This window comes from Stutzerimonas stutzeri, assembly GCF_019090095.1.
GTDB classification, from domain to species: Bacteria; Pseudomonadota; Gammaproteobacteria; order Pseudomonadales; family Pseudomonadaceae; genus Stutzerimonas; species Stutzerimonas stutzeri_AN.
In genome coordinates this window covers 266,003-287,568 of sequence record NZ_JAGQFP010000003.1, presented here as the reverse complement: position 1 = coordinate 287,568, position 21,566 = coordinate 266,003, and the positions used below count along the sequence as shown (strand labels likewise).

Sequence of the window (21,566 nt, the reverse complement as noted above, 5' to 3'; positions counted from 1 at the left end):
TGATTTACATGAGTTCGCGCCGTTCGTCACAGCCGCGTCGACCGATCAGAGCAGGCTCTGTAGAGTGCCAATATGGCACATGTAGCAGTTTGGCAAGGTATCTCGACCCTGCGCGGCGCGCTGGTATTGAAGGTCGTCGTCCCGCTCGTCGCGATCATGTTCGGCTTCAGTTATCTGATGCTGTGGACGGTCGAGCGCAGCAGCGAGCGGCGTTTGCAGGAGGAGGTCGAGCTGGTCGCGCGGGCGGTGCGTCTGCCCCTGAGCGACAGCCTGGAGCGCAAGCACGATCGCACCATGCAACAGGTGCTCGAGTCCGTGCTGGGTGTCGGGCGCGTCTATGGCGCCTACCTGTACGACGACGAGGGCGAGCTGGTGGCCTATGCCGGCGCCATGCAGCCTGACCAGGACCAGTCCTCGATCCAGGAGCTCGCTGCGGACGGCAAGCGCCGCGGTGGCTATCAGCGCATTCGGGGTCAGGAGGTGTACTCGTATTTTCTACCGCTGGAGCAGAGCGGCGGGCGCATCAACGGCCTGCTGCAGGTGACGCGCCGCTGGAGCGACTTCGAGCGTGATACCCGACGCCTGCGGGTCACCGCCGGCATCTCGTCCGGACTGCTGTCGCTGCTGGCGGTCGGTATCGTGCTGTTTGGGCACTGGTCGGCCATCGGCCGGCATCTGCAGCAGCTCACCCAGAGCATGGCGCGGGTGACGGGCGGCGAACGGCAACACCGCGCGCCACGCAGCGGACCGGCGGAAATCGCGGCGCTTGGCCAGGCGCTCAACCGCATGCTCGACAGCATCGCTGAAGCCGGGCAGCAGATGGCCGAACAGAAGGCCCGGGAAGCCGAGCTGGAAGCGCGCTTGCGCCGCTCGCAGCAACTGGCCGCGGTGGGGCGTCTGGCCGCTGGCGTCGCCCACGAGCTGGGCAGCCCGCTCAGCGTGATCGATGGCAAGGCCCAGCGTGTGCTGCGCAGCGAAACGCTGGACGACGCGCCGCGCAAGGGGCTGCTGCAGATCCGCAGCCAGGTGCAACGCCTGAGTGAAATCGTCCGACAGCTGCTGGAGTTCGGTCGCGCAGCCGGGCGACCGGTGCGGCGCATGCCGGCCGACGTGCTCGCCCATTCCGCCGCCGCGGCCGTCGCCGACGAGCTGGCCAGCCTCGAGGTGCGGCTGGATCTGCAGGCGCCACCGGACACGCTGTATTGCGAGGTCGACCCGCCGCGTTTCGAGCAGGCCCTGACCAATCTGTTGCGCAACGCCGCCCAGGCCAGCCCCGGCGGCCAGGTGCGCCTGCGCTGGTGGCAGGACGACCACTGTCTGCTGTTGCAGGTCGAAGACGACGGTCCGGGGGTTGCCGAGCAGGACCGTGCGGCGCTGTTCGAGCCCTTCTTCACCACCAAACCGGTGGGCAAGGGCAGCGGTCTGGGCCTGGCGGTCGCGCATGGCGTGGTGTCCGAAAGCGGTGGGCGCATCGAACTGGTGGACAGCCCGCTGGGTGGCGCGGCGTTTCGTATTTCCCTGGTGTTGGCCGATGAGGAGCATGGCGATGCAGACGGATGACAGCAGCCCGCAACGGGTCTTGGTGGTAGAGGACGACGACAGCCTGCGGCAGTTGCTGGTCGAAGAGCTGGAGGATCGCGCGCTGCAGGTGTGCTCGGTGGCCCGCGCCGAGGAAGCCGTACCGCTGCTGGAAAGCTGGGAGCCGGATCTGGTGCTCAGCGACCTGCGCCTGCCGGGGGCTGACGGCATGGCGCTGCTGCGGCGGGTCAAGGCCATGCAGGCGGCGCCGGCGTTTCTGGTAATCACCGCGTTTGGCAGCATTCAGCAGGCGGTCGCGGCGCTCAAGGAGGGCGCCGATGAATTCCTCACCAAACCGCTGGATCTCGAACATCTCGGCCTGGCCGTCTCGCGCGCCCTGGAGACCCGCCACTTGCGAGACGAGGTGCGGCGCTTCCAGCAATTGCTCAGCGATGATCGCTTTCACGGCATGCTCGGCCGCAGCCGGGTGATGCGCGGCCTGTTCGATCAGATCCGCCAGCTGGCACGCGCCGCCGGGCCGGTGCTGGTGATTGGCGAAAGCGGTACGGGCAAGGAGCTGGTCGCGCGTGCCGTGCACGCCGAGAGCGACCGGGCGCAGCGGCCGTTTCTGGCGATCAACTGTGCCGGGCTGCCGGCCGAACTGCTGGAGAGCGAGTTCTTCGGGCATGCCGCGGGCGCTTTCACCGGAGCCAATCGTGCCCACAAGGGCCTGTTCCAGCAGGCCGATGGCGGCACCCTGTTTCTCGACGAGATCGGCGAAATGCCGATGCCGTTGCAGGCCAAGCTGCTGCGCGTCCTGCAAGAGGGCACCATTCGCCCGGTGGGGGGCGAGCGCGAATTGAACGTCGATGTGCGCATCATCGCCGCCAGCAACCGACCGTTGGAAACCGCGGCCGGGCGCGAGTCGTTTCGCGAGGACCTGTTCTTCCGCCTGGAAACCTTCATTCTGCAGGTGCCGCCGCTGCGTGATCGCGAGGAAGACCGCGAGCTGCTCGCCGCCGGTTTCGTCGCGCATTTCGCCGCGCGTGACGGTCGCCCGGTGCGCGGGCTGTCGCGCACGGCGCTGGAGCAACTCAGGCGCTATCCCTTTCCGGGCAACGTGCGCGAGCTGCAGAACGCCATGGAGCGTGCCGTCACCTTCTGTCATGGCCGCAACATCGAACTCGAACACCTGCCGACGCGCATCGCCAACTATCAGGAAACCGCACCCGAAGCGGACGCCCCGGCGTTGCTCGGGCGGATGATCGACGGGCCGCTGCTGCCGACGCTCGACGAGCTGGAGATGCGCTACATCCACCACGTACTCGAACGGGTCGAGGGCAACAAGCGCCGCGCGGCGGCCCTGCTGGGCATCGGTCGGCGCACGCTGTACCGGCGGCTGGGGGAGCAGGAGCGGGAAGAGGACTGAGCCGACCCTCGAGGCGCGCTGCCGCGCCTGGCGGGCGTGGCTCAGGGCAGGGCGAGCGTCACTGGCGCAGGCTGCGCGTCGAGGTACAGCTCGGTTTGCGAGCGATCGCGGACGGCCACCCATTCGGCCAGCGCCGGCACCGAGCGCGGCGGCGAGATCAGGTAGCCCTGGAACAGGTCGCAGCCGGCGCGCAGCAATGCGGACTGCTTCTCCAACGTGTCCACCCCTTCGGCATTGACCCGTTTGCCCTGCGCCTGGCAGAACGCGACGATCGCCCCGAGGCTTTCCTGCATGTCGGACCGGGTCAGGCGCTCGACGATGGCCATGTCCAGCTTGATGGTATCGGCCGGGTATTCGAGCAGCTGCTGGATCGAGGTGTAACCGACGCCGAAATCGTCGATGGCTACGCGGAAGCCCGCCATGCGAATGGCCCGCACCACTTCCATGGTGTGATTGCTCAGCTCGGCGGCGTAGGTTTCGGTCAACTCGATTTCGATGCGGCTGGAGCAGATGCCGTAATGCGCGGCGCGCTCGATCAGGTAGTTGCAGAGCCGGTCGTCGGTCAGCTGGGCCGACGACACGTTGATCGCCAGGATCACCTGCTCGCCGAACAGCCTGACCAGCTCCGGGTAGCCGGCCAGGGCATGGTCGATCACCCAGCTGTCGATCTTCGGAAACAGCCCCGCCCGCTCGGCGATGGGGATGAATTCGCCTGGCGAGACCGTGCCCAGCAGCGGCGAATGCCAGCGCAGCAGCACCTCGCAACTGACGACTCGGCCCTCACGGTCCACCGCCGGCATGTAGACCAGACGGAACTGCTCGTCGCCGTCGAGTTGGCGCAACTGATCTTCAACCAGGCGGATGCGCTGGTTGCGTTGTTCCAGCGTCGCCGAGAACGCCACCGCGAGATTCCTGCCCTCGGCTTTGGCCTGGTACATCGCCGTGTCGGCACGGGTCAGCAATTGAGTGATGGAGTCGGCATCGGCCGGATAACAGGCGGTACCGATGCTGACGCTGACCGGATAAAGACGATCATCCAGCGCGAAGCCGCCCCGGCAGAGGCCGAGTATGGCGTCGGTCAGGGCCGGCAAGGTGTCGCGGCCAGGGTCGGCCATCAACAGGACCGCGAATTCGTCGCCGGACAGGCGAGCAAATACCGTCTCGGTGTCCGGGTGGGCCTGATGATGGCGTTGGAGCACGCCCTGTACGCGCTTGGCGAAGATCTGCAGCAGGGCATCGCCCGCATCATGGCCGTGCTGGTCGTTGACCTGCTTGAAGTTGTCCAGGTCGAGGAACAGCAGGGCCAGGTGCCGGCCGCTTTGCAGGCACTGGTCATACATGGCGCTGGCCTGCACGCTGAAATGGGCGCGGTTGCTGACCAGCGTCAGGCTGTCGGTCCAGGAGATCTCCTGGATGCGTTGCAGGGCCGCGGTGTTGCGCTCGTGGAGCGTTTTCATGTTCAGCGTCAGCCGGCCGATTTCGCCGCCATCGCTGGGTTCGTCGAGGGCGTCGCGCCGGCACAGCAGCAGGTCGGTGAGCTGGCTGTCCAGTTGGCTGATCGGGTCGGTGACGTAGCGGCGGATCAGCAGCAGCAACAGGCCGATGGTGATCAGGCCGATCAGCGAGCCGCCGACGATGAACGCCAGGCTGAGGGTTTGCAGCCGGTCGGCGATGTAGTCCGGCGCAGGGGTCAGCCGCGCACGCAGCGAGTGCGACAGCTCGACCTCGGCCGACAGGCCGGCAGGTGCCGCTGGCAGGTTCGCGGCGATTTCCACCGCCGCGCCGTATTCCTGTTCCAACTGTCGCTTGAGGCTGAGCAGGCGCTCCGGGCGTACGGCCAACTGCAGCGCAAAGGCCTCTTCACGTTGGCTGGGCAGCGGGCGGCTGTTGGAGGCTGAAAGCAGGAAGTCGGTGTTGAGCAGCAGCGAACCGCCGTCGGCGTCGGCCAGATAGGTCATCTCGCCGGGATCCGTCGCCCGTCTGGCATCGACAATCACCTGCTGCTGTCGGGCATTGATGATGGCGAATGGCGACAGGCTGCTCTCGAAGTAATAGGCCACGGTGCCGTCGGGCTGCACGATGGCGAAGGAAACGAACGACAGCCGGCTGGTCGACAGCGAGCGGATGCTTTGCTGGATGCGCAGGCCGAGCGTCTCGTTGCGGTAGGCGGTGTTGGACTCACGGAGAAACAGCCGTAGCGCCTGGCTGTCGATGATCGAGTACAGCACGCTGCGGCTGAACGCCTCGTAGTCCATATAGGCGGACTTCAACGCGGACAGCTGCTGCGTCAGGCGCGCCTGCTCGAGGCCCAGCAAGGAGGCCCGCTGGGTCAGGTAGGCAGTGGTCGCGGCGAGCAGCTGGATGATCAGAATGACCGGGAAGATCACCAGCAGTGCGCGTTTACCGAGCGTCATGGGCGTTTATCAGTGCGCTGATGATGCGCCGTCGTGTCTGCGTCGCGTCCAGTGGGCGCGACTCGTAGACCTGGCTGCGTTCCAGTACCGCTTCAGGTGGGTAGATGCTCGGGTCTTGCCGGATCGATTCGGGCAGCAGCGCCTGTGCTGCGGCGTTGGGGGTCGCGACGCTCAGCTGCGCGGCGTTCAGCGCGGCGATCTCGGGGTCGCTGATGAAGTTCAGGAAGCGATAGGCCAGGGCTTTTTTCGGTGTACTGGCCGGGATGGCCAGGCAGTCGACCCAGAGCAGGGTGCCTTCATCGGGCACTACGTAGCGCCAGGGCTTACCCTCGATGCCTTCGACGTCGTTGAGCACCAGCTGATCACCGCTGTAGGCCAGGGCCATGTCCGCCTGATTCAGATGGCGCTGGCTGCGCAGTGACGTGATCGCGTATTCATAGGTCAGTACGGCGCTCGACTGTGCCTGAAGCAGGGCGAAGGCCGCCTTGAGTTCGTCGTTGCTGGAGGTGTTGATCGAATGCTGCTGATAGATCAGCGGCGCGGCCAGCACGTCCTCGTGGTCTTCCATCATGATGATGTGCGGGGCCTGATGCGCGCTCGGTATCAGCAGGTCGGCCCAGGATAGCGGCGCCTGCTGAAGACGGTCGGCGCGGTACGCGATGCCCAGCGTTCCCCACAGGTAGGGGACGCTGTAGGGGCCGCAGCTGTCTCGCCAGCGCTGTGAGACGTGGCGCAGGTTCGGCAGCTTCTCATCCTCGATGGTATCGAGCAGGGCGCGCTCCCCGAAGCGCCCGGAGCTGATGCGCTCGGTCAACACCAGATCGATCTGGTGATCCGGCCTGGCGAGTATCTCGTCGCGCTTGTCACCGCTGTCGAAGTAGATCTGCTGGATGCTCACGCCGGTCTCGGCCTGCCAGCGCTCGATCGCCGCCTCGCTCAGGTACTCCTCCCAGTTCAGCAGAGTGAGTGTCTGCGCAGCGCGTACCGCCGGCGCGGGAATCAGCAGGCTGGCGGCAATCAATGTGGCTGCGCAGAGGCGCCGCAGCTGAGGCAAAGCCGGTGTCGTGCTGTTCATCGATTGCTCCATCCGCTGGTTTCCTTGCCCGGATCGACGCGCTGAGTCCGGCTGCATGGCGAAGCCGAATGCCCACCCGCTTCCGCTCAGCAATGCTGGGCATGGCTGGTTGAGAGTTGGGCAAGTTGTCGGCTCGCGATGGTGGCACTTTAATGACGTCAGACGAATGGCAGCAATGCTTTTTGATGGCTTTTTGCTTTCATCCGATCAGCGGGCGGAGAGCGGCTGCTTGGATTCGCGGATGGGTGGGCGTCGCGGGGCGTGCAGCCAGGGCGCCAGCAGGCGCGTGGACAGCGGGATGAAGAGATAGGTCATCAGTGGCGTCAGGGCCAGGGTGCTGAGCAGAATGCGCGTCACCAGGTTGAGTTCGCCGAGCAGACCTCCGAACAGCGTGTTGAACAGCAGCGAGACCGGAAAGAACGCCAGCCAGATCGCCACGCTTTGCTTCCAGCGCGGCGGCGGTGGGCTGTCGGTGCCGCCGAACCAGGCATCGATGCCGCGGGCCCGGTGCTCGTGGGGCTGGCCGAACAGCTCGCTACCCCGCTGCAGCCAGGCCCGACGCGAAGCGGAATGCTCCCAGGCGTCCAGGGTGTGTTCGTCGACGAAACGGAAGACGATCTGGAACTCGTCGTCGCCAGGCGGCGGGGCCAGCACGCCGGAGCCGAGGTAGCCAGGAAAGTCCGCGGCCAGCAGTTCACCTTCGTGCAGCCAGGCCAGAAGATCGTGATAACGGCCATCGCGCACGCGGCGGGCCACCATCAGGGTGACGGGTTTGGTAGACATTCGTGTATCTCCAGCATCAGGCCGGCCACCCGGATAGGGCATTCGGCAAACGCAGCGCCGGGGTGATGGGCTGCGGTATAGGTCAGGCAAGGATCATGCCCTGAGCTTCGGCAAGCGCCAGACCTGGTGAAGTCGGCGCACCCGAAGGCGACGGCGCACTATACGGGGAATTTCTGCACTTGGAAGGGGCGTCCCTGCCCGGGATGGGGCGAGTGCCGCTGTTGCAAGGCAGCAACGCCTGCGCGATGCGCTGATCGCTCGATGGAAGCGGGCACGCAGCCTCGCTTGAGCGTGTGGGCTCAGCGAAACGCGCTACCGGCAATGCATTGAAACAAGCCTGAGCACCTGTTTGGCGGAACGCTGCACCGCCCGTCCGTTCAATACAGAACGTGGCACGACAAGGAGGGGCAGCAATGAGCGGACTCAGGGGGCAGCACCGCTGGCTGGACGGGCTGGGCTGGGTGGCCCTGTACGCATTGATGTGGGCGCTGTTTACCGAAGGTGATGGTTGGAGCCTTGGCGTGCCGAGCGTGCTGCTTGCTGCCGCGTTGTCGCTCTGGTTGGGCCTGCGACCCTGGCATCCCTCACTGCCTGCGCTGCCGGGCTTCCTCGGGTTCTTTCTCGGCAAGATGGCTGCGGGCGCCTGGGATGTGGCGTTGCGCGCACTGCATCCCAGGCGATCGCTGCAGCCAGCCTGGCTTGATTACAGCCTCACGTCTCCTTCATCCCAGGTGCGGCTGGTGCTCTCGGCGCTGGTCGGCCTGTTGCCGGGGACCCTGGCGTCGCGGGTCGACGGTGACCGCATGCGCGTGCACGTGCTCGATCAGCGCCAGCCCTGGGAAGCCACCGTGCAGGCCCTTGAACGGCGACTGGAGCGATTGCTCGCCCCCGGGGCCTGGCGTTGATGGCGCTGTACTCTGCTCTGTTGCTGCTGACCATCCTCGTTGGCCTCGGGCGCGTGGTGCTTGGCCCGGCACGGGTCGACCGGCTGTTGGCCATCCAGCTGTTCGGCACCACCGGCACCGCCCTGCTGCTGGTGCTGGCCCAATGGCAACAGCAGCCGGCGTTGCGTGATGTAGCGCTGCTGCTGGGGCTGCTCGCAGCGGTGGCGAGCGCCGCGCTGGTGCAATTGCTGCGCAGGGGCGGGCATGGCTGAGCTGCTGGACGGCCTCAGCTGGCTGTTGCTGATCGGCGGCCTGTTGTTCTTTGTCGCCGGTAGCGTCGGCCTGCTGCGCTTTCCCGATACGGTCAGCCGCCTGCACGCCCTGACCAAGGCCGACACCCTGGGACTCGGGCTGGTCATCGCCGGTCTGTCGCTGCGTGCCGACAGCCTTTGGGAAGTCGGGCAGATGCTGCTGATCTGGCTGTTGCTGCTGGCCTCCAGCGCCACGGCGTGCCAATTGCTGGCGCGGCAGGCCGACGAGGAACCACGCGATGACTGAGTGGCTGTTCGACGGGGTGCTCGGCGCGCTGCTGCTCGGGCTTGCCTTCGGTGCGCTGCACGGACGCAACCTCTACGCCAGCGTGCTGCTGTTCATTGCCTTCGGCCTGGCGCTGGCGCTGATCTGGGCGCGGCTCGGCGCTGCGGACCTGGCGCTGGCCGAAGCGGCGATCGGCGCGGGACTTACCGGCGTTCTGCTGTTCACGGCACTGGCGGGCCAGCCCGGCTCGGCCGATCTGCCGGATGTCTCCCGTACGCGACTGCGCCTCGGCGCGGCAGCTGTGGTGCTGCCACTGCTCATCCTGCTGGTGCAAGGGCTCGCGCCGCTGAGTGGATTGGAGCCGCGTTTGCCTGCGCTGATCGCTCGGCACCTGGATGAAAGCGGCGTCAGCCATCCGGTGACCGCCGTGCTGCTGAACTACCGCGCCTGGGACACGCTGTTGGAGCTGGCCGTCCTGTTATTGGCGCTGCTTGGCGCCCGGCAACTCGGCCCGCGACCGCTGGACCTGGCCGAACCCTGGCCGCTGTTGCGGGCTTGGGCACGGGTGCTGGCGCCGTTGCTGGTGCTGGCCGCTGGCTACATTCTCTGGCGGGGCGCCAGTGCGCCGGGTGGCGCCTTTCAGGCTGGCGCTTTGCTCGCCTCGGGGGTCGTGCTGCTGCGACTGTCCGGGCACCTGCCTCGGGTGCGCTGGTCGTTCGCGCCGCTGCGCCTGCTGGTGCTGGGCGGCTTGCTGGTGTTCATCAGCGTCGCGCTGGCAACCGCCTGGCTGGGCGAGGGCTGGCTCACCTACCCGGATGGCGCGGCCAAGCCCCTGATCGTGCTGATCGAAGCGGTCGCGACGCTGGCGATTGGCGCCAGCCTGAGTCTGCTGGTGGTGGGCGAAGGCGAGGAGGTCGCCCCATGAGTAGCAGTCTGTTCTGGATGATCATCGGTGCGGCCCTCTGGCTGCTTGGGCTGCACGGACTGCTGACCTTGCGTCAGGCGCTGCGGCGGATCATCGCCTTCAACCTGATGGGCAGCGGCGTGTTTCTGGTGATGATCGCGCTGGCGGCGCGCCGCCAGCCAACCGATCCGCTGCTGGTGGCACTGGTGGTGACCGGGCTGGTGGTCGCGGTCAGCGCCACCGCTCTGGCGCTGCGGCTGGCCGGGGTGGCGCATCGAGAGGAGCCGCGCCGATGAGTGCGGCGTTGCTGAGCCTGTCGTTGCCGCTGGTTGGGGGCCTGCTGCTGGTCTTGTTGCGGCCAGGTCGCAGTGGCCTCTGCGTGATCCTGATGAGCATCGCGAGCCTGGTCGCGGCGGCGTTTGCCTTGCAACAGGCGATGCACCTCGGGCCGCAATTGCTGCAGATCGGTGGTTGGGAAACGCCGCTGGCGATCCGTTTCCAGCTGACGCCACTGACGGCGCTGCTGTTGGTGTTCACCGCCGGGTTGCACCTGCTGGTGGCGTTGTACGCCGCGCGTAGCCCGCACGCCACAGGCAGTGAAGATTACTGGCCTTTGTCCTGTCTGCTGCATGCCTCGCTGGCGGCGCTCTGGCTGTCGGCGGACCTGTTCAACCTGTATGTGACGCTCGAACTGCTGAGCCTCAGCGCCGTGGCACTGGTGGCTCTGGCCGGGCGCAAGGCGTATCGCCCGGCGTTCAATTACCTGATGCTGTCGCTGGCCGGCTCGCTCGCCTACCTGTTCGGCGTCGCGTTGTTCTATGGCCGTTACGCTGTGCTCGATGTCCAGGTGCTGGCGGAGCTCACCGAGGCCGATCGCACAACCCGGTTGGCACTGCTATTGATGAGCCTGGGGCTGATGCTCAAGGCGGCGCTCTGGCCGCTGCACCTCTGGCTGCCGCCCGCCCATGCTGGCGCACCGACGGCGGTCAGCGCCTTGCTTTCCGCGCTGGTGGTCAAGGGGCCGATCTACATCCTCTGGCTGATCTGGAGCGAGATCGCACCGCCGGAGTTGGGGCGCCAGGCCGGGGTTCTGTTCGCCGGTGCCGGCATCCTCGCGCTGCTGTCCGGTGGCTGGTCGGCGTTGCGTGCGCCGCGTCTGAAAGTGCTGGTGGCCTATTCGACGGTCGCGCAGCTGGGCTATGCGCTGCTGGCGCTCGGCCTGCTGTTGCATTGGCAGGAGCCGCGCCTGGAGGCCGCGCTGTGGCTGTTCATCCTCGCCCATGGCCTGGCCAAGGTGTCGATGTTTCTGGCGGCCGGCGAGCTGCAACGTGTGCTGGGTACCCGTCGGGTGCGCGCATTGAAGGGCGCCAGCCAGAACATGCCGGTGGCGATGGCGACGTTCGCCGTCGCGGGCGGTAGCCTGATCGGCCTGCCGCCCAGCGGCGGGTTCCTGGCCAAGTGGTTGATGCTGCAACCCTTGTTCGAGCATCCGCAACACTGGCCCTGGGCATTCGGCGTGTTGCTCGGCACCTTGATGTCCGCTGCCTATGTGTTCCGCGTGGTGGCGCTGGGCTTCGACCGTGCGCGGCCCAATCCGCCCAGCCTCAAGCCCGATGCGGTGGCGCAATGGCTGGCGATGCTGCCGGCACTGTTGGTGCTGAGCCTGGCGCTGATCAGCGAACCCTTGCTGCTCTGGCTTGGTGGGGTGGCCCGATGAACTGGACCCACTGGTTACCGCTGGCGATCGTGCTCAGTTCGCTGATCCCCGGGTTGCTGATTTTCACCCTGCGAGAGGACCAGCAGCGTCTGCGGGTCACGCTCAACCTCGTAGGCGTGGTGATCAAATTGCTGCTGGTCGCGGCGATGATCTACGGCGTCAGCCGCGGCCTGGAGTTTCGTTTCAGCTTGCCATTTCTGCCCGGCGCGCCGCTGGTTCTGCAAGGCGATGCGCTGTCGCTGCTGTTCGTCACGCTGTCGTCGGTGCTGTGGATGGCCACGACCATCTACGCCATCGGCTATCTGGAACACTCGCCGGCGCAATCGCGTTTCTTCGGCTATTTCAGCCTCTGCGTCAGTGCCACGGTAGGGCTCGCGCTGGCCGGTAATCTGGTCAGTTTCCTGCTGTTCTACGAAATGCTGACCTTGGCGACCTTTCCGCTGGTGGTGCATCGCGGCACGCCGGAATCGCTGCGGGCCGGGCGCGTTTACCTGACCTACACCATAGGCGGTGGCGCGCTGGTGCTGATGGGCGTGGCCCTGCTGCATGAGCTGGCCGGCGGCCAGGATTTCCAGCCGGGCGGTTACCTGCTGCAGGCGGTAGACGAGCACGGCCTGGCCTTGCGGGTGGCCTTCGTGCTGCTGATCGCCGGGCTTGGGGTCAAGGCGGCGCTGATCCCGCTGCATGGCTGGCTGCCCAAGGCGATGGTGGCCCCGGCGCCGGTCAGTGCGCTGCTGCACGCCGTCGCGGTGGTCAAGGCCGGTGCGTTCGGCATCATCCGAGTCGTTTACGACGTCTACGGCGCCGAGGCGATGGAACAGCTGGACATGGCCGGCCCGCTGCTCTGGCTGGCCGCGGCGACCATCCTTTACGGTTCGTTGCGCGCCCTGCAGCAGCAGGAGCTGAAGAAGCGCCTGGCCTATTCCACCATCAGCCAGGTGTCGTACGTGACCCTGGGCGTTGCGCTGCTCGGGCCGATCGCGGCAGTTGGCGGGCTGGTGCATCTGGTCCATCAGGGGCTGATGAAGGTGACGCTGTTCTATTGCGCAGGCAACTTCGCCGAAACCCTGGGCATCCATCGCATCCGCGAAATGGACGGCGTCGGCCGGCGTATGCCGCTGACCATGGCGGCGTTCAGTATCGGGGCGCTGGGCATGATCGGGATTCCACCGATCGCCGGTTTCGTCAGCAAATGGGCGCTGGGCATGGGCGCGCTGGAAGTCGGGCAGGATTGGGTGCTGCTGGTCCTGATGGGTTCGGCGCTGCTCAACGCGGGGTACTTCCTGCCGCTGCTCTGGCGTGGCTGGTTCGCCGCGCCGGCCGACTGGCATGCAGACAGCTGGCGCGAGGAGCGCTGGGAAACCCATTGGATGCTGCTCTTGCCCGCGCTGTTCACCGCTGCATTGTCGGTGCTGGTCGGGGTATTGGCGGGCACGGCCTTGAGCCCGTTGGGCTGGGCGCAACTGATCGTCAACCGGGAGTTCGCGCTATGAGTGCGGGGCTCTGGCTACTGGTGCCGCTGGCGCCACTCCTGGCCGCCGTTGGCCTCGCTGTCTGGCGCGAGCACGCGATCGGCTGGCTGTGGCTGGCCTGCCTCCCGGCCCTGGCGATGGTTCTCTTTCCGGCGCCGACATTGGCCTTGCCAATGCTTTGGGACGGCGTGCGCTGGGGCGCTGCGGACGACCTCTCCCGCGCCTGGTTGGCGTTCACGGCGTTGCTCTGGGGCTGTGCGGGTATCTTCGCCAGCAGCAGCCAGCAGGACGACCCGCAGCGGCTGCGCTTCTGGACCTTCTGGCTGCTGGCACTGGCCGGGAACCTGCTGCTGATCATCGCCACTGACGCGCTGAGCTTCTATCTGGGATTCAGTGTCATGAGCCTCGCCGCCTACGGGTTGATCGTTCACCAGGGCGGACCGGGCCCGCGCCGCGCCGGGCGGCTGTACCTGCAACTGGCGATCTGCGGCGAGATGGCGCTGTTGGCCGGCTTGATGCTGCGCAGCCATGCCGCGGACGGCGCTTTCAGCTTCGCCGCCTGGCAGGCGCTGCCTCTGGACGGCCTGACGCTGAGCTTGTTGTTGCTCGGTCTTGGTTTGAAGGCCGGCTTCTGGCCCCTGCATGTCTGGTTGCCGCTGGCACACCCGGCCGCACCCGCGCCGGCCAGCGCTGTTCTGTCCGGGGCGATGCTCAAGGCCGGCTTGCTGGGGCTCTGGCGCTGCCTGCCGCAGAGCGATCCGCTGCTCTCGAGCTGGGCGGAGGTATTGCTCGGCGTGGGTATCTTCGGTGCGGTCTATCCGGCACTGCTCGGGCTGGTTGCGGACAAGGCGAAGGCAGTACTGGCGTACTCATCGGTCAGCCAGATGGGCTACCTGGTGATGCTGCTGGCGCTGGTCTGGCGGCATCCGGAGCAGTGGCAGGCGCTAACCATCGTGCTGATGCTCTACGGCGTTCATCACGGCCTGGCCAAGGGCGCGCTGTTTCTGGCAGCGGGGTTGATTCACGCCGGTCGTCTGCCGCGTATCGGCTGGCTGCTCTTGGCGCTGCCGGCGCTGGCAATCGCGGGGCTGCCGCTGACCAGCGGCGGGGCAGTGAAGACGGCCTTGAAAGACGCCTGGCACACCGGTGAGTTCGAAGGCTGGCTGATCTGGCTGAGCCTCGGCAGCCTGACGACCTCGCTGCTGCTGATCCGCGCACTGTGGCGACTGGGTCAGGATGCCCGCGATGCCCCAGCGAGGCCGCTGCCGCTGGCTCAGCTGTTGCCTTGGGCTCTGCTCAGCTGCTGTTCGTTGCTATTGCCCTGGCTGTGGCCCGCCTTGCGCGATTCGATGCTGCACGGCCTCTATCCGGGGGGCATCTGGGCTGCGCTATGGCCGCTGCTGCTCGCGCTGGGTATGGCAGCCGTGGCGCTCAAGCGCGATTGGACGGTCCCGACACGCCTGGCCCATCTACCCAACCCGGCGCTGACGCTTTCGTTACGGCTCCGACGGCTGGTGTTGCGCCCTCCGTTGGCTGTGCCGACTCTCCACCCGGATGCCTCGCGCTGGCGACAACGGGAGCGCCGCTGGAACCGTTTCTGGAAGGCCGGCGTGCTGGCGTCGAGCGCCTGGTTTCTGGCGGCTTTACTGTGGTTGGGCTGGTTGTGGTGATTGTTTCTTACAGTGTCTGGTTTTTTTCGAGACGACTCGACTACAGGCACTCGAATTAAATGCACTTCTAATAACAGCAAAAATTAACTCAATAAAAAAGGCGCCTACGGCGCCTTGAGTTGAAACATCAGGTTCAGACCGAACCTAATGCGGTGCGGTCGCTGCCGTCCTCAGCCACCAGTTGCCCAAGCGGGGTGCGGTCGAAACCGTCGTCTGCAATCTGATCTGCTTGGGGCGTCAGGTCAAACCCGTCCTCGGCGACCTGGTTGGCTTGAGGTGTGTAGTCGAATCCGTCTTCTGCAACTTGCTCGCTGATCGGCGTGCGATCGAAGCCGTCTTCCGCAATTTGCTCGCTCAGCGGCGTACGATCGAAACCGTTTTCCGACACGGTGCGATCAAGTAGAACCGGTGCGTTAACGGTTGAAGCGCCCTGAGCTTCGCCCACGATAGGTTGCGGATGGCTGGGCGGCACGGCGAAGGCAGTAGAGGCGACGCTGGCCAGGATGACGCTTGCAAAGAGCTTTTTCATGAGAGTGTCCTCGGTAGTAGTTGGGTACGGGACTTATGCTACGGACGAAGACAAGTTGGACAAACGCGAGCGTATCAATAGTGAAAATCGACGGAGCTGATATATATGTGGTGCCGGAATTATTGATTAATTCAGCCAATAATATTATTCAATTAAATCGATAGTTATTTTTTAGTGATTCCCTTATCCCGATGGCCGTTCAACGTGGCTGGGTAGCGCCGCAGGTCCAGGCGTCGGCGCCCTGGCTTCGCTCAGGGCAGCGCTTTTTCCGCAAAGGGACGCGTCGCCAAGCCGAGCTGAGCGCGGAAGCTTTCCATGTCGAATATGGTGCAGATTTCGCGAATCTGCTGCGCAGGCGTCAGGGTCCAGAAGGCCATCGCGGAGATGCTCAGCACCTTGTCGCTGGGCGGGTAGCCGAACGCCGGTTTTTCGATGGTGCCAATCAGGGTGCTCCAGGTGACCACCTTGTCGCCCTCGGCAATGCACTCCTCGATGACCACCTCGAGATCGGGCATGGCGCTGCGGATCTCGCTGACCATCGCGGCGAACGCGGGGCTGGCCAACGGGTGGCCGACGAAGGAGCTCTTGTAGAGGAAGTCCTTGCTGTGCAGCTGCTCGGCCAGCGCCATGTGGCCGCGGTTCCAAGTCAGTTCGATGTGTTGACGGACCAGCCGCTTGTTGTCGTCCAATGACATCTGTCGCATCCGGTAGTGTGCCGAGGGATTAGGAACTTTAGCAGCCGATGCGAGCATCTGACAGCCATCGTCAGAGCCCTTCGTCTTGTTCAGTCGAGCGGCAGACACAGTCGGAACGCCGCGCCACCAAGCGCGGAGTCTTCCAGCCTGAGCTCGCCGCGGTAGCTGTCGAGTATGTCTTTAACCACGGCCAGGCCGATGCCCTGACCCGGGTGCTGGGCGTCCAGCCGTTCGCCGCGACGCAGAATGCGCGCACGTTGGTCGACCGGCACGCCTGGGCCGTCGTCTTCCACGCTCAAGGTCAGATAGCCGTTGCCCTGCTGAAGGCTGACGCGTACCTGATGCAGGCAGAGCCGATAGGCGTTTTCCAACAGGTTGCCGAGCAGCTCCATCAGCGCGCCCTGCTCCAGCGGCACGGTGGCGTCCGCCGGGAGGTCAAGCGCGACCTGCACGCGCTTGTCCTGGTAGACCTTGTCCAGCGTGCTGCACAGGCGATCCAGCAACGGTTGCAGTGCCACTCGATGGCGCACCAGACCGCTCTGACCCAGGCTGGCGCGTTGCAACTGATAGCCGATCTGTTGGCTCATGCGCTCGATCTGGTCCCGCATGACACGGGCCTGCTCGCGATTGTGCGGTTGGGTGCTGATCACCTCGCCAACGCTCTGCAGCACCGTCAGTGGTGTTTTCAGGCTGTGCGCCAGATCGCCGAGGGAGTTGCGGTACTGCTCGCGCTGGCGGCGCTCACCGTCAAGCAACCGGTTCAGCGAGCGGGTCAGGCGCAGCAGTTCGCGCGGGTGTTGGTCGCTGAGGCGATCCCGCCGTCCGGCCTCGGCCTGATCCAGTTCGTGGCTGAGCCGCTTGAGCGAGCGAAAGCCCCAGGTCAGGCCCAGCCACAGCAGCGCCAGCAAGACCAGCAGGCCGCCGCCTAGCCAGGGATAGAGCTGCTGGCGGAATTCGTCGAAGAGGCTGCGGTATTCACTGGTGGGTTGCATGGTGACGAAGCTGAAGGCCTGCTGTTCGTCATTGGTCAGGCGCAGCTCGACGTCGTAGACGAAGTACTCGATGCCCTCAGCGTCGCGGACCCGCCGGAACTCGGTGATGTGGCCGTTCAGACGCGGGTGATAATCGATGCTTTCGTCTTCGGCCGAGCGGGACTGCCAGAGCCGTTTACCCTGCGGGTCGAAGATGTAGCCGAGCAGCTTGGCATCGGGCAGGTCGAATTCTTCATCCGGTAGCCGCTCCGGCATGATCAGCCGCCCGTCTTCGATACGCGATGCGGTAATCAGCGTGTTGGCGTCGGCAGCGAGGCGATCTTCGATGACCCGCTCGAATGCGAGGCTGAAGGCGGCCTGCAGCACGGGCAGCAGGGCGAGCATGAACACAATGGCGAGGCAGGCCGCGCCGAGCATCAGCCGCAGGCGCAACGACGAGTTCTCGTTGCGAGACGCTTTTGCCCGAATCCATCCGCTATGCCCGCGCCGGCTCATCGACAGCGCTCGGTGAACAGGTAACCCAGGCCGCGAACGGTATCGATGGGTTTCAGCCCGCCGTGGGCCTCCAGCTTGCGCCGCAGCCGGCCGACCAGCACTTCAATGATGTTGGCGTCGCGTTCGTTGTCGTCCGGGTAAAGCTGCTCCATCAGGCGTTCCTTGGCCACCACCTGCTGCTGATGGCGCATCAGGTATTCGAGGATGCGGTACTCGAAGGCGGTCAGCGGCAGCGGCTCGTCATCGACCAGCGCCTGCTTGCGGTTGAGGTCGAGCTTGAGCGGGCCGGCCTCGATACTCGCCTGGGTAAAGCCGGACGAGCGTCGCAGCAACGCGTTGAGCCGCGCCTCCAGCTCCTCGAACTGGAAGGGTTTGACCACATAGTCGTCGGCGCCGGCGGCCAGCCCTTCGACCTTGTCCTGCCAGTTGCCGCGTGCGGTGAGGATGAGAATGGGGAAGCGCTCGCCATTGCTGCGCAGCTGGCGAATCAGGTCCAGGCCGGAGATGCCCGGCAGGCCGAGGTCGACCACCGCCAGGTCATGATTGAACTCACGGGTCTGGTACAGCGCCTCTTCGGCATTCGCCACCGCGTCGACCACGTGCCCGCTTTCGCTCAGGCGGGTCAGGAGGTGGTGGCGCAGCAGCGCCTCGTCTTCCACCACCAGTACTTTCATGTGCGGCTCCTGTCATGCAAACGGCCGGGACAATCCCGGCCGTGTTCCTGTCGATGCAAGCGTGCGGCCTGGGGCCGCCGGCTCAGAACTTGTAGTTCACGCCCAGGTAGGCCTGCTTGGTGCTGTGCAGGTCGATCGAGCCGACCTTGCCAACGCCGCGCTCGGACACTTCGGTACCCGCGTTGCTGCGCAGATAGCGGTAGCCCGCTTCGATCGACGCATTGTTGCCGAGGTCTTGCAGAACGCCCGCCTGCAAACCGACCAGATAACCGATGTCGCTGTCGCGGCTATAACCGCTGGACTCGTTCTCGAGCTTGGTCAGACCGGCACTGGCGCCGCCGAACAGGCGAGTGGTATCACCCACCGGCAGGAACATGTCGTAGCTGCCGATCAGATTTTGCTGGCGCAGCTTGAGTGAACTGCCGTAGTTGTCGGAGACGTTTTCGTAGGTCGCATAGTAGCGTGCCTCGTCGGTCATCTGACCGGCACGGATGCCCCAGGTGCCGCTGTTCTTGATGGTGTCATCGAAACGGTTGGCCCCCGGCATGTTCTGCTTCAGGCTGCCGGAACGGTCAGTGTTGATGGTGCTCTTGCCCCAGGTGAGGCCGGCGAAGTTGTCCGCGGCTTGGGCGCTGACGGCGAAGACGCTGAGGGTCGTGGCGATGGCCAGGGTGTGCAGCTTGTTCATGTGTCGCTCCTTTGCAGGCATGGAAAAGTGACGTTTCCATCGTGCCTGCGCGCCGCTGAACCGCGCCTGAACCCTGGCTGAACCTGAGCTGAACGACGATGCAACCGGCGCAACCAGGCTGCGCTGGTGATCCGTTAGTGCCCGCGACGTCCCAGCAGGGCGACCAGCGCTGCGGCGCCCACGGCCACGGCGGCGGTAGTCGCGACGGGGTGCTGCGTGGCGCGGGTGTAAAGGCTGCGTGTCAGCACCAGGCCGGGGTAATTGCCGCTGACGCTGCCGTCGCCTGCACGGCCGACGTCGCTGGCATGAAGCGCGCCGTGCGGGTGCCGGTCCGGGCGGCCGCTCTTGATGGTGTCGTAGACAAAGGTGCGGTTCACCCAGTCCGCCAGGCGCGGTGCGTTTTGCGCGAGCCGCGAGAGCAACTTGGCATTGCCGATATAGACGTCGCGCTGCGGATGCTCGGCAGCATGGAGGATCGCGCGGGCGACGACCTCGGGTGCATAGACCGGTGGCGGAAACACCGGCGCGCTGGGCAGGTAGTTCTTGGAATGGTCCATGAACTGGGTATCGGTCGAGGAGGGGCGCACCAGGGTCACCGATACCGGTGTGCGCGATTTCTGCAGCTCGACGCGCAGCACGTCGGTCATGGCCTTGATCGCATGCTTGCTGGTGCTGTAGCTGCTATGGAAGGGCAGGGCATTGGCTGACTCGACACTGCCGATGTTGATCAGAGCCCCGCCTTTGTCTCGCAGGTGCTTCACCGCGATGGACGAGCCGTAGTGGGTGCCCCAGAAGTTGGTCTGCATGACCTGGTAGTGGTCCTCGTCGCTGACCTCGTCGAAGCGGCCCCAGACCGAGCTGCCGGCGTTGTTGATCCAGGTGTCGAAGCCGCCGAAGCGGGCAATCGTCTCGCTGGCCACGCGTTCCAGCTGCGCGCGTTCGCCGACGTCGGCCATGACGTGGAGCACGCGACTACCGGCATTGAGTTCGCGCTCGATGTCGATCAGGGCTTCTTCGTTGCGTGCCACCAACACCACGCGTGCGCCTTGCTCGATGGCAAGGCGGGCGGTCGCCAGGCCGATTCCGCTGGAGGCGCCAGTGATGACGATGACTTGTTCATGCAAGGGTTTCAGGGAAATGCGCATCGGGTCTCCTCGGAGGTCGGCAATGGGGCTGGCTCGGTAGAAGCCATGGCCCCGCTTGCGGTTCCGGGCAGGCGATGGATGGCGGAGGTGAGGTGAGCCCAACCTGGAGGTCGACGCTGCTGTGCTGGAGGCGAATCGCTTGCTCGAGGCTTGTCTGGTCAGGAGTGGCTCGAGGAAATATGTAGAAATGTTTCAGATTTGTCGGAACTCTTTTGATGGCCAATTGCTCTCAATCTTGCACGGGAAATTCCTCCCGCTTACCCCATTGACAGGAAGCCTGCACGTCCCTCGTGCAGCGGTATGCCTCGGCTTCGAGCAAGGTGAAAGGAATGAAACGCTTTGTCGTACTGGATAGTTTTCGCGGTGTGTGTGCGGTTGCGGTGGTGTTGTTTCATACCCAGATCTTGCTGAGTTTCTCCGAGCTCAGTCTTTTTCGGCACGCTGATCTGTTCGTCGAGTTCTTCTTCGTACTCAGCGGTTTCGTCATGTTCCATGCCTACGGCACCCGCGAATTCGGTCCGCACGTGCTCAAACGCTTCGTCATCAGCCGGACGTTCCGCCTGTACCCGCTGCACCTGCTGATGTTGCTGGTGTTCATCGGCCTGGAGTTCGGCAAGCTCTGGGCCGAGCATCATGGTTTCTCGTTCAACGATGCGGCGTTCAGCGGCAAGACCGCCCCGAGCGAAATCCTGCCCAATGCGCTGCTGTTGCAAAGTTGGATCAGCAGCTTCAACAGCCTGTCATTCAACACACCCGCCTGGAGCATCAGCATCGAGTACTACCTGTACATGCTGCTGGGGTTGGTGCTGCTGTGGGTGCCGCGTTATTGCGGACAAGTACTGGCGTTGGCCACGCTGGTGTCCTTTTCGGCACTGTACGTCGAGCTCGACGTGATCAAGCCGTTCATCTGGCGCGGCGCGTCGTGCTTCTTTGCCGGCGCGTTGACCCATCAGGTCTATCGGCGCTTGGAGCCGGCCGTCAGCCGCATGACCGACCGGGCGTTTTTCAACGTGCTCGAGCTGGTGTGCCTGCTGCTGGTGTACCGCACGCTCACCCACGAGACGCCGCATCAGGGCATCATCGCCAGCCTGCTGTTCTGCGTGGTGGTGCTGGTGTTCGCCTACGAGCGCGGCGTGGTCTCGCAATTGCTGCAGCGGCGCGGCTTCGCGCGCCTGGGGGAGCTGTCCTTCTCCATTTATCTGACTCACGCGGCTGTGATCTTCGCCTTTACCAGCGCGGCGGTGGTGCTGTCCAAGCTCACCGGGACGAGTTACACCGTCATCCTCGATAAACCTGGGACCGACCAGATCATGCGCTACATCAGTTCGGGCAGCGTGCTGATCGACGATCTGCTCACCTTGTTGGAGCTGGCGATGGTGCTGGCCATATCGACCTTCACCTATCACTACGTCGAGCTGAAGGGTATCGAGGTCGGGCGCCGTCTCGCGCGCAGCGAGCCGCTGCGGCTATCGCAGGTGTGAATCGGCGTTGACGAACAGCTCGCCGGGCGCACGCGGCTCTTCCAATGGCGGCAGGGCTGGCTCGGGAGGTACCGGGCTGGCCGGTTGCGTTGCAGGATAGGCCTGGTGCAGCGGTGGCTGCTCTTGGCCGTCGACGGTCCAGGTCAGCGTCGCTTCGATTCGGCTGTCGTCAGCCAAGCCGAGACGGTTGTTCAGCGGGCATTGCTCCATGGGACCACTGATCAGTTCGCCCGACTGGCGGCTGCGGCTGGTGCCGGCGCGTCCATTGGTACGCACCTCGAGGTGGTAGGTCAGCGGGTGGGGCTGCGAACTGCTGAAGCACAGCCGCAAACGCAGCTGGTCATCGTCAGGGCTCAGTTCCAGCCGCGCCTGGACGGGTGCGGCAGTGGTGGTCAGCATCAAGGTTGCCAGGGTAAGGGTGAGCATGGGCGAACAGTCATGCGCGGGTGCGATCAGGCGCAGCG

General features: G+C 65.2%; 21 protein-coding genes. 11 read left to right on the top strand and 10 right to left on the bottom strand.

Annotation, left to right across the window (positions count from 1 at the left end):
• Positions 1-72 precede the first annotated feature (72 nt).
• Positions 73-1,560 (top strand): sensor histidine kinase, encoded by a 1,488-nt coding sequence (locus tag KVO92_RS21170; protein ID WP_217477551.1) that lies wholly within the window; start codon positions 73-75, stop codon positions 1,558-1,560.
• Positions 1,547-2,947, top strand: coding sequence for a sigma-54-dependent transcriptional regulator (locus KVO92_RS21165; RefSeq protein ID WP_217477550.1), 1,401 nt, complete (start codon positions 1,547-1,549; stop codon positions 2,945-2,947). The genes KVO92_RS21170 and KVO92_RS21165 overlap by 14 nt, the downstream gene beginning before the upstream one ends.
• Before the next feature lie 41 nt (positions 2,948-2,988).
• Here KVO92_RS21165 and KVO92_RS21160 read toward each other — a convergent pair whose 3' ends face one another.
• The 3 genes from KVO92_RS21160 to KVO92_RS21150 all read right to left on the bottom strand — a co-directional run bounded on the left by KVO92_RS21160 (position 2,989) and on the right by KVO92_RS21150 (position 7,219).
• Entirely contained in the window at positions 2,989-5,361 is a 2,373-nt protein-coding gene (locus KVO92_RS21160; protein ID WP_217477549.1) for a putative bifunctional diguanylate cyclase/phosphodiesterase, read from the bottom strand.
• Entirely contained in the window at positions 5,348-6,436 is a 1,089-nt protein-coding gene (locus KVO92_RS21155) for a polyamine ABC transporter substrate-binding protein (RefSeq protein WP_217477548.1), read from the bottom strand. Before KVO92_RS21155 ends, KVO92_RS21160 begins: the two co-directional genes overlap by 14 nt.
• Positions 6,437-6,643: 207 nt before the next feature.
• Positions 6,644-7,219 carry an antibiotic biosynthesis monooxygenase gene (locus tag KVO92_RS21150; RefSeq protein ID WP_217477547.1) on the bottom strand — a complete coding sequence of 192 codons (576 nt, stop codon included), beginning with the start codon at positions 7,217-7,219 and terminating at the stop codon, positions 6,644-6,646.
• A gap of 413 nt (positions 7,220-7,632) precedes the next feature.
• Here KVO92_RS21150 and KVO92_RS21145 point away from each other — a divergent pair, with 413 nt between their 5' ends.
• Genes KVO92_RS21145 through KVO92_RS21110 form a run of 8 tightly spaced genes read left to right on the top strand, consistent with a single transcriptional unit; the run spans position 7,633 to position 14,403 of the window.
• Positions 7,633-8,124, top strand: a complete 492-nt coding sequence (locus KVO92_RS21145; protein ID WP_217477546.1) for a Na+/H+ antiporter subunit E — start codon at positions 7,633-7,635, stop codon at positions 8,122-8,124.
• Positions 8,124-8,375 (top strand): monovalent cation/H+ antiporter complex subunit F, encoded by a 252-nt coding sequence (locus tag KVO92_RS21140; protein WP_217477545.1) that lies wholly within the window; start codon positions 8,124-8,126, stop codon positions 8,373-8,375. Before KVO92_RS21145 ends, KVO92_RS21140 begins: the two co-directional genes overlap by 1 nt.
• A complete protein-coding gene (locus KVO92_RS21135; RefSeq protein WP_217477544.1) occupies positions 8,368-8,661 on the top strand; it encodes a cation:proton antiporter in 294 nt (97 codons plus the stop codon). The genes KVO92_RS21140 and KVO92_RS21135 overlap by 8 nt, the downstream gene beginning before the upstream one ends.
• A complete protein-coding gene (locus KVO92_RS21130; protein ID WP_217477543.1) occupies positions 8,654-9,565 on the top strand; it encodes a hydrogenase subunit MbhD domain-containing protein in 912 nt (303 codons plus the stop codon). Before KVO92_RS21135 ends, KVO92_RS21130 begins: the two co-directional genes overlap by 8 nt.
• Positions 9,562-9,840 carry an NADH-quinone oxidoreductase subunit K gene (locus tag KVO92_RS21125; protein WP_217477542.1) on the top strand — a complete coding sequence of 93 codons (279 nt, stop codon included), beginning with the start codon at positions 9,562-9,564 and terminating at the stop codon, positions 9,838-9,840. The genes KVO92_RS21130 and KVO92_RS21125 overlap by 4 nt, the downstream gene beginning before the upstream one ends.
• Positions 9,837-11,261, top strand: coding sequence for a complex I subunit 5 family protein (locus KVO92_RS21120; protein WP_217477541.1), 1,425 nt, complete (start codon positions 9,837-9,839; stop codon positions 11,259-11,261). The genes KVO92_RS21125 and KVO92_RS21120 overlap by 4 nt, the downstream gene beginning before the upstream one ends.
• Positions 11,258-12,754: a complex I subunit 5 family protein gene (locus KVO92_RS21115; protein ID WP_217477540.1), complete on the top strand. Its 1,497-nt coding sequence runs from the start codon at positions 11,258-11,260 to the stop codon at positions 12,752-12,754. The genes KVO92_RS21120 and KVO92_RS21115 overlap by 4 nt, the downstream gene beginning before the upstream one ends.
• Entirely contained in the window at positions 12,751-14,403 is a 1,653-nt protein-coding gene (locus KVO92_RS21110) for a proton-conducting transporter membrane subunit (RefSeq protein ID WP_217477539.1), read from the top strand. Before KVO92_RS21115 ends, KVO92_RS21110 begins: the two co-directional genes overlap by 4 nt.
• Positions 14,404-14,536: 133 nt before the next feature.
• Here KVO92_RS21110 and KVO92_RS21105 read toward each other — a convergent pair whose 3' ends face one another.
• From KVO92_RS21105 to KVO92_RS21080, 6 genes are all read right to left on the bottom strand, one after another.
• Complete coding sequence (locus tag KVO92_RS21105; protein ID WP_217477538.1) at positions 14,537-14,932, bottom strand: hypothetical protein; 396 nt, start codon at positions 14,930-14,932, stop codon at positions 14,537-14,539.
• A gap of 251 nt (positions 14,933-15,183) precedes the next feature.
• Positions 15,184-15,627, bottom strand: a complete 444-nt coding sequence (locus KVO92_RS21100) for a ketosteroid isomerase-related protein (RefSeq protein ID WP_217477537.1) — start codon at positions 15,625-15,627, stop codon at positions 15,184-15,186.
• 89 nt (positions 15,628-15,716) lie between these two features.
• Entirely contained in the window at positions 15,717-17,114 is a 1,398-nt protein-coding gene (locus tag KVO92_RS21095) for an ATP-binding protein (protein WP_217477536.1), read from the bottom strand.
• Positions 17,111-17,788 carry a response regulator gene (locus tag KVO92_RS21090; protein WP_217477535.1) on the bottom strand — a complete coding sequence of 226 codons (678 nt, stop codon included), beginning with the start codon at positions 17,786-17,788 and terminating at the stop codon, positions 17,111-17,113. Before KVO92_RS21090 ends, KVO92_RS21095 begins: the two co-directional genes overlap by 4 nt.
• Before the next feature lie 82 nt (positions 17,789-17,870).
• A complete protein-coding gene (locus KVO92_RS21085) occupies positions 17,871-18,476 on the bottom strand; it encodes an outer membrane beta-barrel protein (RefSeq protein WP_217477534.1) in 606 nt (201 codons plus the stop codon).
• 134 nt (positions 18,477-18,610) lie between these two features.
• Entirely contained in the window at positions 18,611-19,621 is a 1,011-nt protein-coding gene (locus KVO92_RS21080; protein ID WP_217477533.1) for an SDR family oxidoreductase, read from the bottom strand.
• 329 nt (positions 19,622-19,950) lie between these two features.
• Between KVO92_RS21080 and KVO92_RS21075 the strand changes: the two genes are divergently transcribed.
• A complete protein-coding gene (locus tag KVO92_RS21075) occupies positions 19,951-21,102 on the top strand; it encodes an acyltransferase family protein (RefSeq protein ID WP_217477532.1) in 1,152 nt (383 codons plus the stop codon).
• Here the strand turns inward: KVO92_RS21075 and csgH are convergent.
• On the bottom strand, positions 21,088-21,528 hold the full coding sequence (gene csgH, locus KVO92_RS21070; protein ID WP_254621601.1) for a curli-like amyloid fiber formation chaperone CsgH: 441 nt from the start codon (positions 21,526-21,528) through the stop codon (positions 21,088-21,090). The genes KVO92_RS21075 and csgH overlap by 15 nt on opposite strands.
• Positions 21,529-21,566: the final 38 nt, after the last annotated feature.

Excerpts from the sequence above, each read along its gene's own strand:
- KVO92_RS21170 (WP_217477551.1), top strand. The coding sequence starts at position 73 with ATGGCACATGTAGCAGTTTGGCAAGGTATCTCGACCCTGCGCGGCGCG.
- KVO92_RS21165 (WP_217477550.1), top strand. The coding sequence starts at position 1,547 with ATGCAGACGGATGACAGCAGCCCGCAACGGGTCTTGGTGGTAGAGGAC.
- KVO92_RS21160 (WP_217477549.1), bottom strand. The coding sequence starts at position 5,361 with ATGACGCTCGGTAAACGCGCACTGCTGGTGATCTTCCCGGTCATTCTG.
- KVO92_RS21155 (WP_217477548.1), bottom strand. The coding sequence starts at position 6,436 with ATGAACAGCACGACACCGGCTTTGCCTCAGCTGCGGCGCCTCTGCGCA.
- KVO92_RS21150 (WP_217477547.1), bottom strand. The coding sequence starts at position 7,219 with ATGTCTACCAAACCCGTCACCCTGATGGTGGCCCGCCGCGTGCGCGAT.
- KVO92_RS21145 (WP_217477546.1), top strand. The coding sequence starts at position 7,633 with ATGAGCGGACTCAGGGGGCAGCACCGCTGGCTGGACGGGCTGGGCTGG.
- KVO92_RS21140 (WP_217477545.1), top strand. The coding sequence starts at position 8,124 with ATGGCGCTGTACTCTGCTCTGTTGCTGCTGACCATCCTCGTTGGCCTC.
- KVO92_RS21135 (WP_217477544.1), top strand. The coding sequence starts at position 8,368 with ATGGCTGAGCTGCTGGACGGCCTCAGCTGGCTGTTGCTGATCGGCGGC.
- KVO92_RS21130 (WP_217477543.1), top strand. The coding sequence starts at position 8,654 with ATGACTGAGTGGCTGTTCGACGGGGTGCTCGGCGCGCTGCTGCTCGGG.
- KVO92_RS21125 (WP_217477542.1), top strand. The coding sequence starts at position 9,562 with ATGAGTAGCAGTCTGTTCTGGATGATCATCGGTGCGGCCCTCTGGCTG.
- KVO92_RS21120 (WP_217477541.1), top strand. The coding sequence starts at position 9,837 with ATGAGTGCGGCGTTGCTGAGCCTGTCGTTGCCGCTGGTTGGGGGCCTG.
- KVO92_RS21115 (WP_217477540.1), top strand. The coding sequence starts at position 11,258 with ATGAACTGGACCCACTGGTTACCGCTGGCGATCGTGCTCAGTTCGCTG.
- KVO92_RS21110 (WP_217477539.1), top strand. The coding sequence starts at position 12,751 with ATGAGTGCGGGGCTCTGGCTACTGGTGCCGCTGGCGCCACTCCTGGCC.
- KVO92_RS21105 (WP_217477538.1), bottom strand. The coding sequence starts at position 14,932 with ATGAAAAAGCTCTTTGCAAGCGTCATCCTGGCCAGCGTCGCCTCTACT.
- KVO92_RS21100 (WP_217477537.1), bottom strand. The coding sequence starts at position 15,627 with ATGTCATTGGACGACAACAAGCGGCTGGTCCGTCAACACATCGAACTG.
- KVO92_RS21095 (WP_217477536.1), bottom strand. The coding sequence starts at position 17,114 with ATGAGCCGGCGCGGGCATAGCGGATGGATTCGGGCAAAAGCGTCTCGC.
- KVO92_RS21090 (WP_217477535.1), bottom strand. The coding sequence starts at position 17,788 with ATGAAAGTACTGGTGGTGGAAGACGAGGCGCTGCTGCGCCACCACCTC.
- KVO92_RS21085 (WP_217477534.1), bottom strand. The coding sequence starts at position 18,476 with ATGAACAAGCTGCACACCCTGGCCATCGCCACGACCCTCAGCGTCTTC.
- KVO92_RS21080 (WP_217477533.1), bottom strand. The coding sequence starts at position 19,621 with ATGCGCATTTCCCTGAAACCCTTGCATGAACAAGTCATCGTCATCACT.
- KVO92_RS21075 (WP_217477532.1), top strand. The coding sequence starts at position 19,951 with ATGAAACGCTTTGTCGTACTGGATAGTTTTCGCGGTGTGTGTGCGGTT.
- csgH (WP_254621601.1), bottom strand. The coding sequence starts at position 21,528 with ATGCTCACCCTTACCCTGGCAACCTTGATGCTGACCACCACTGCCGCA.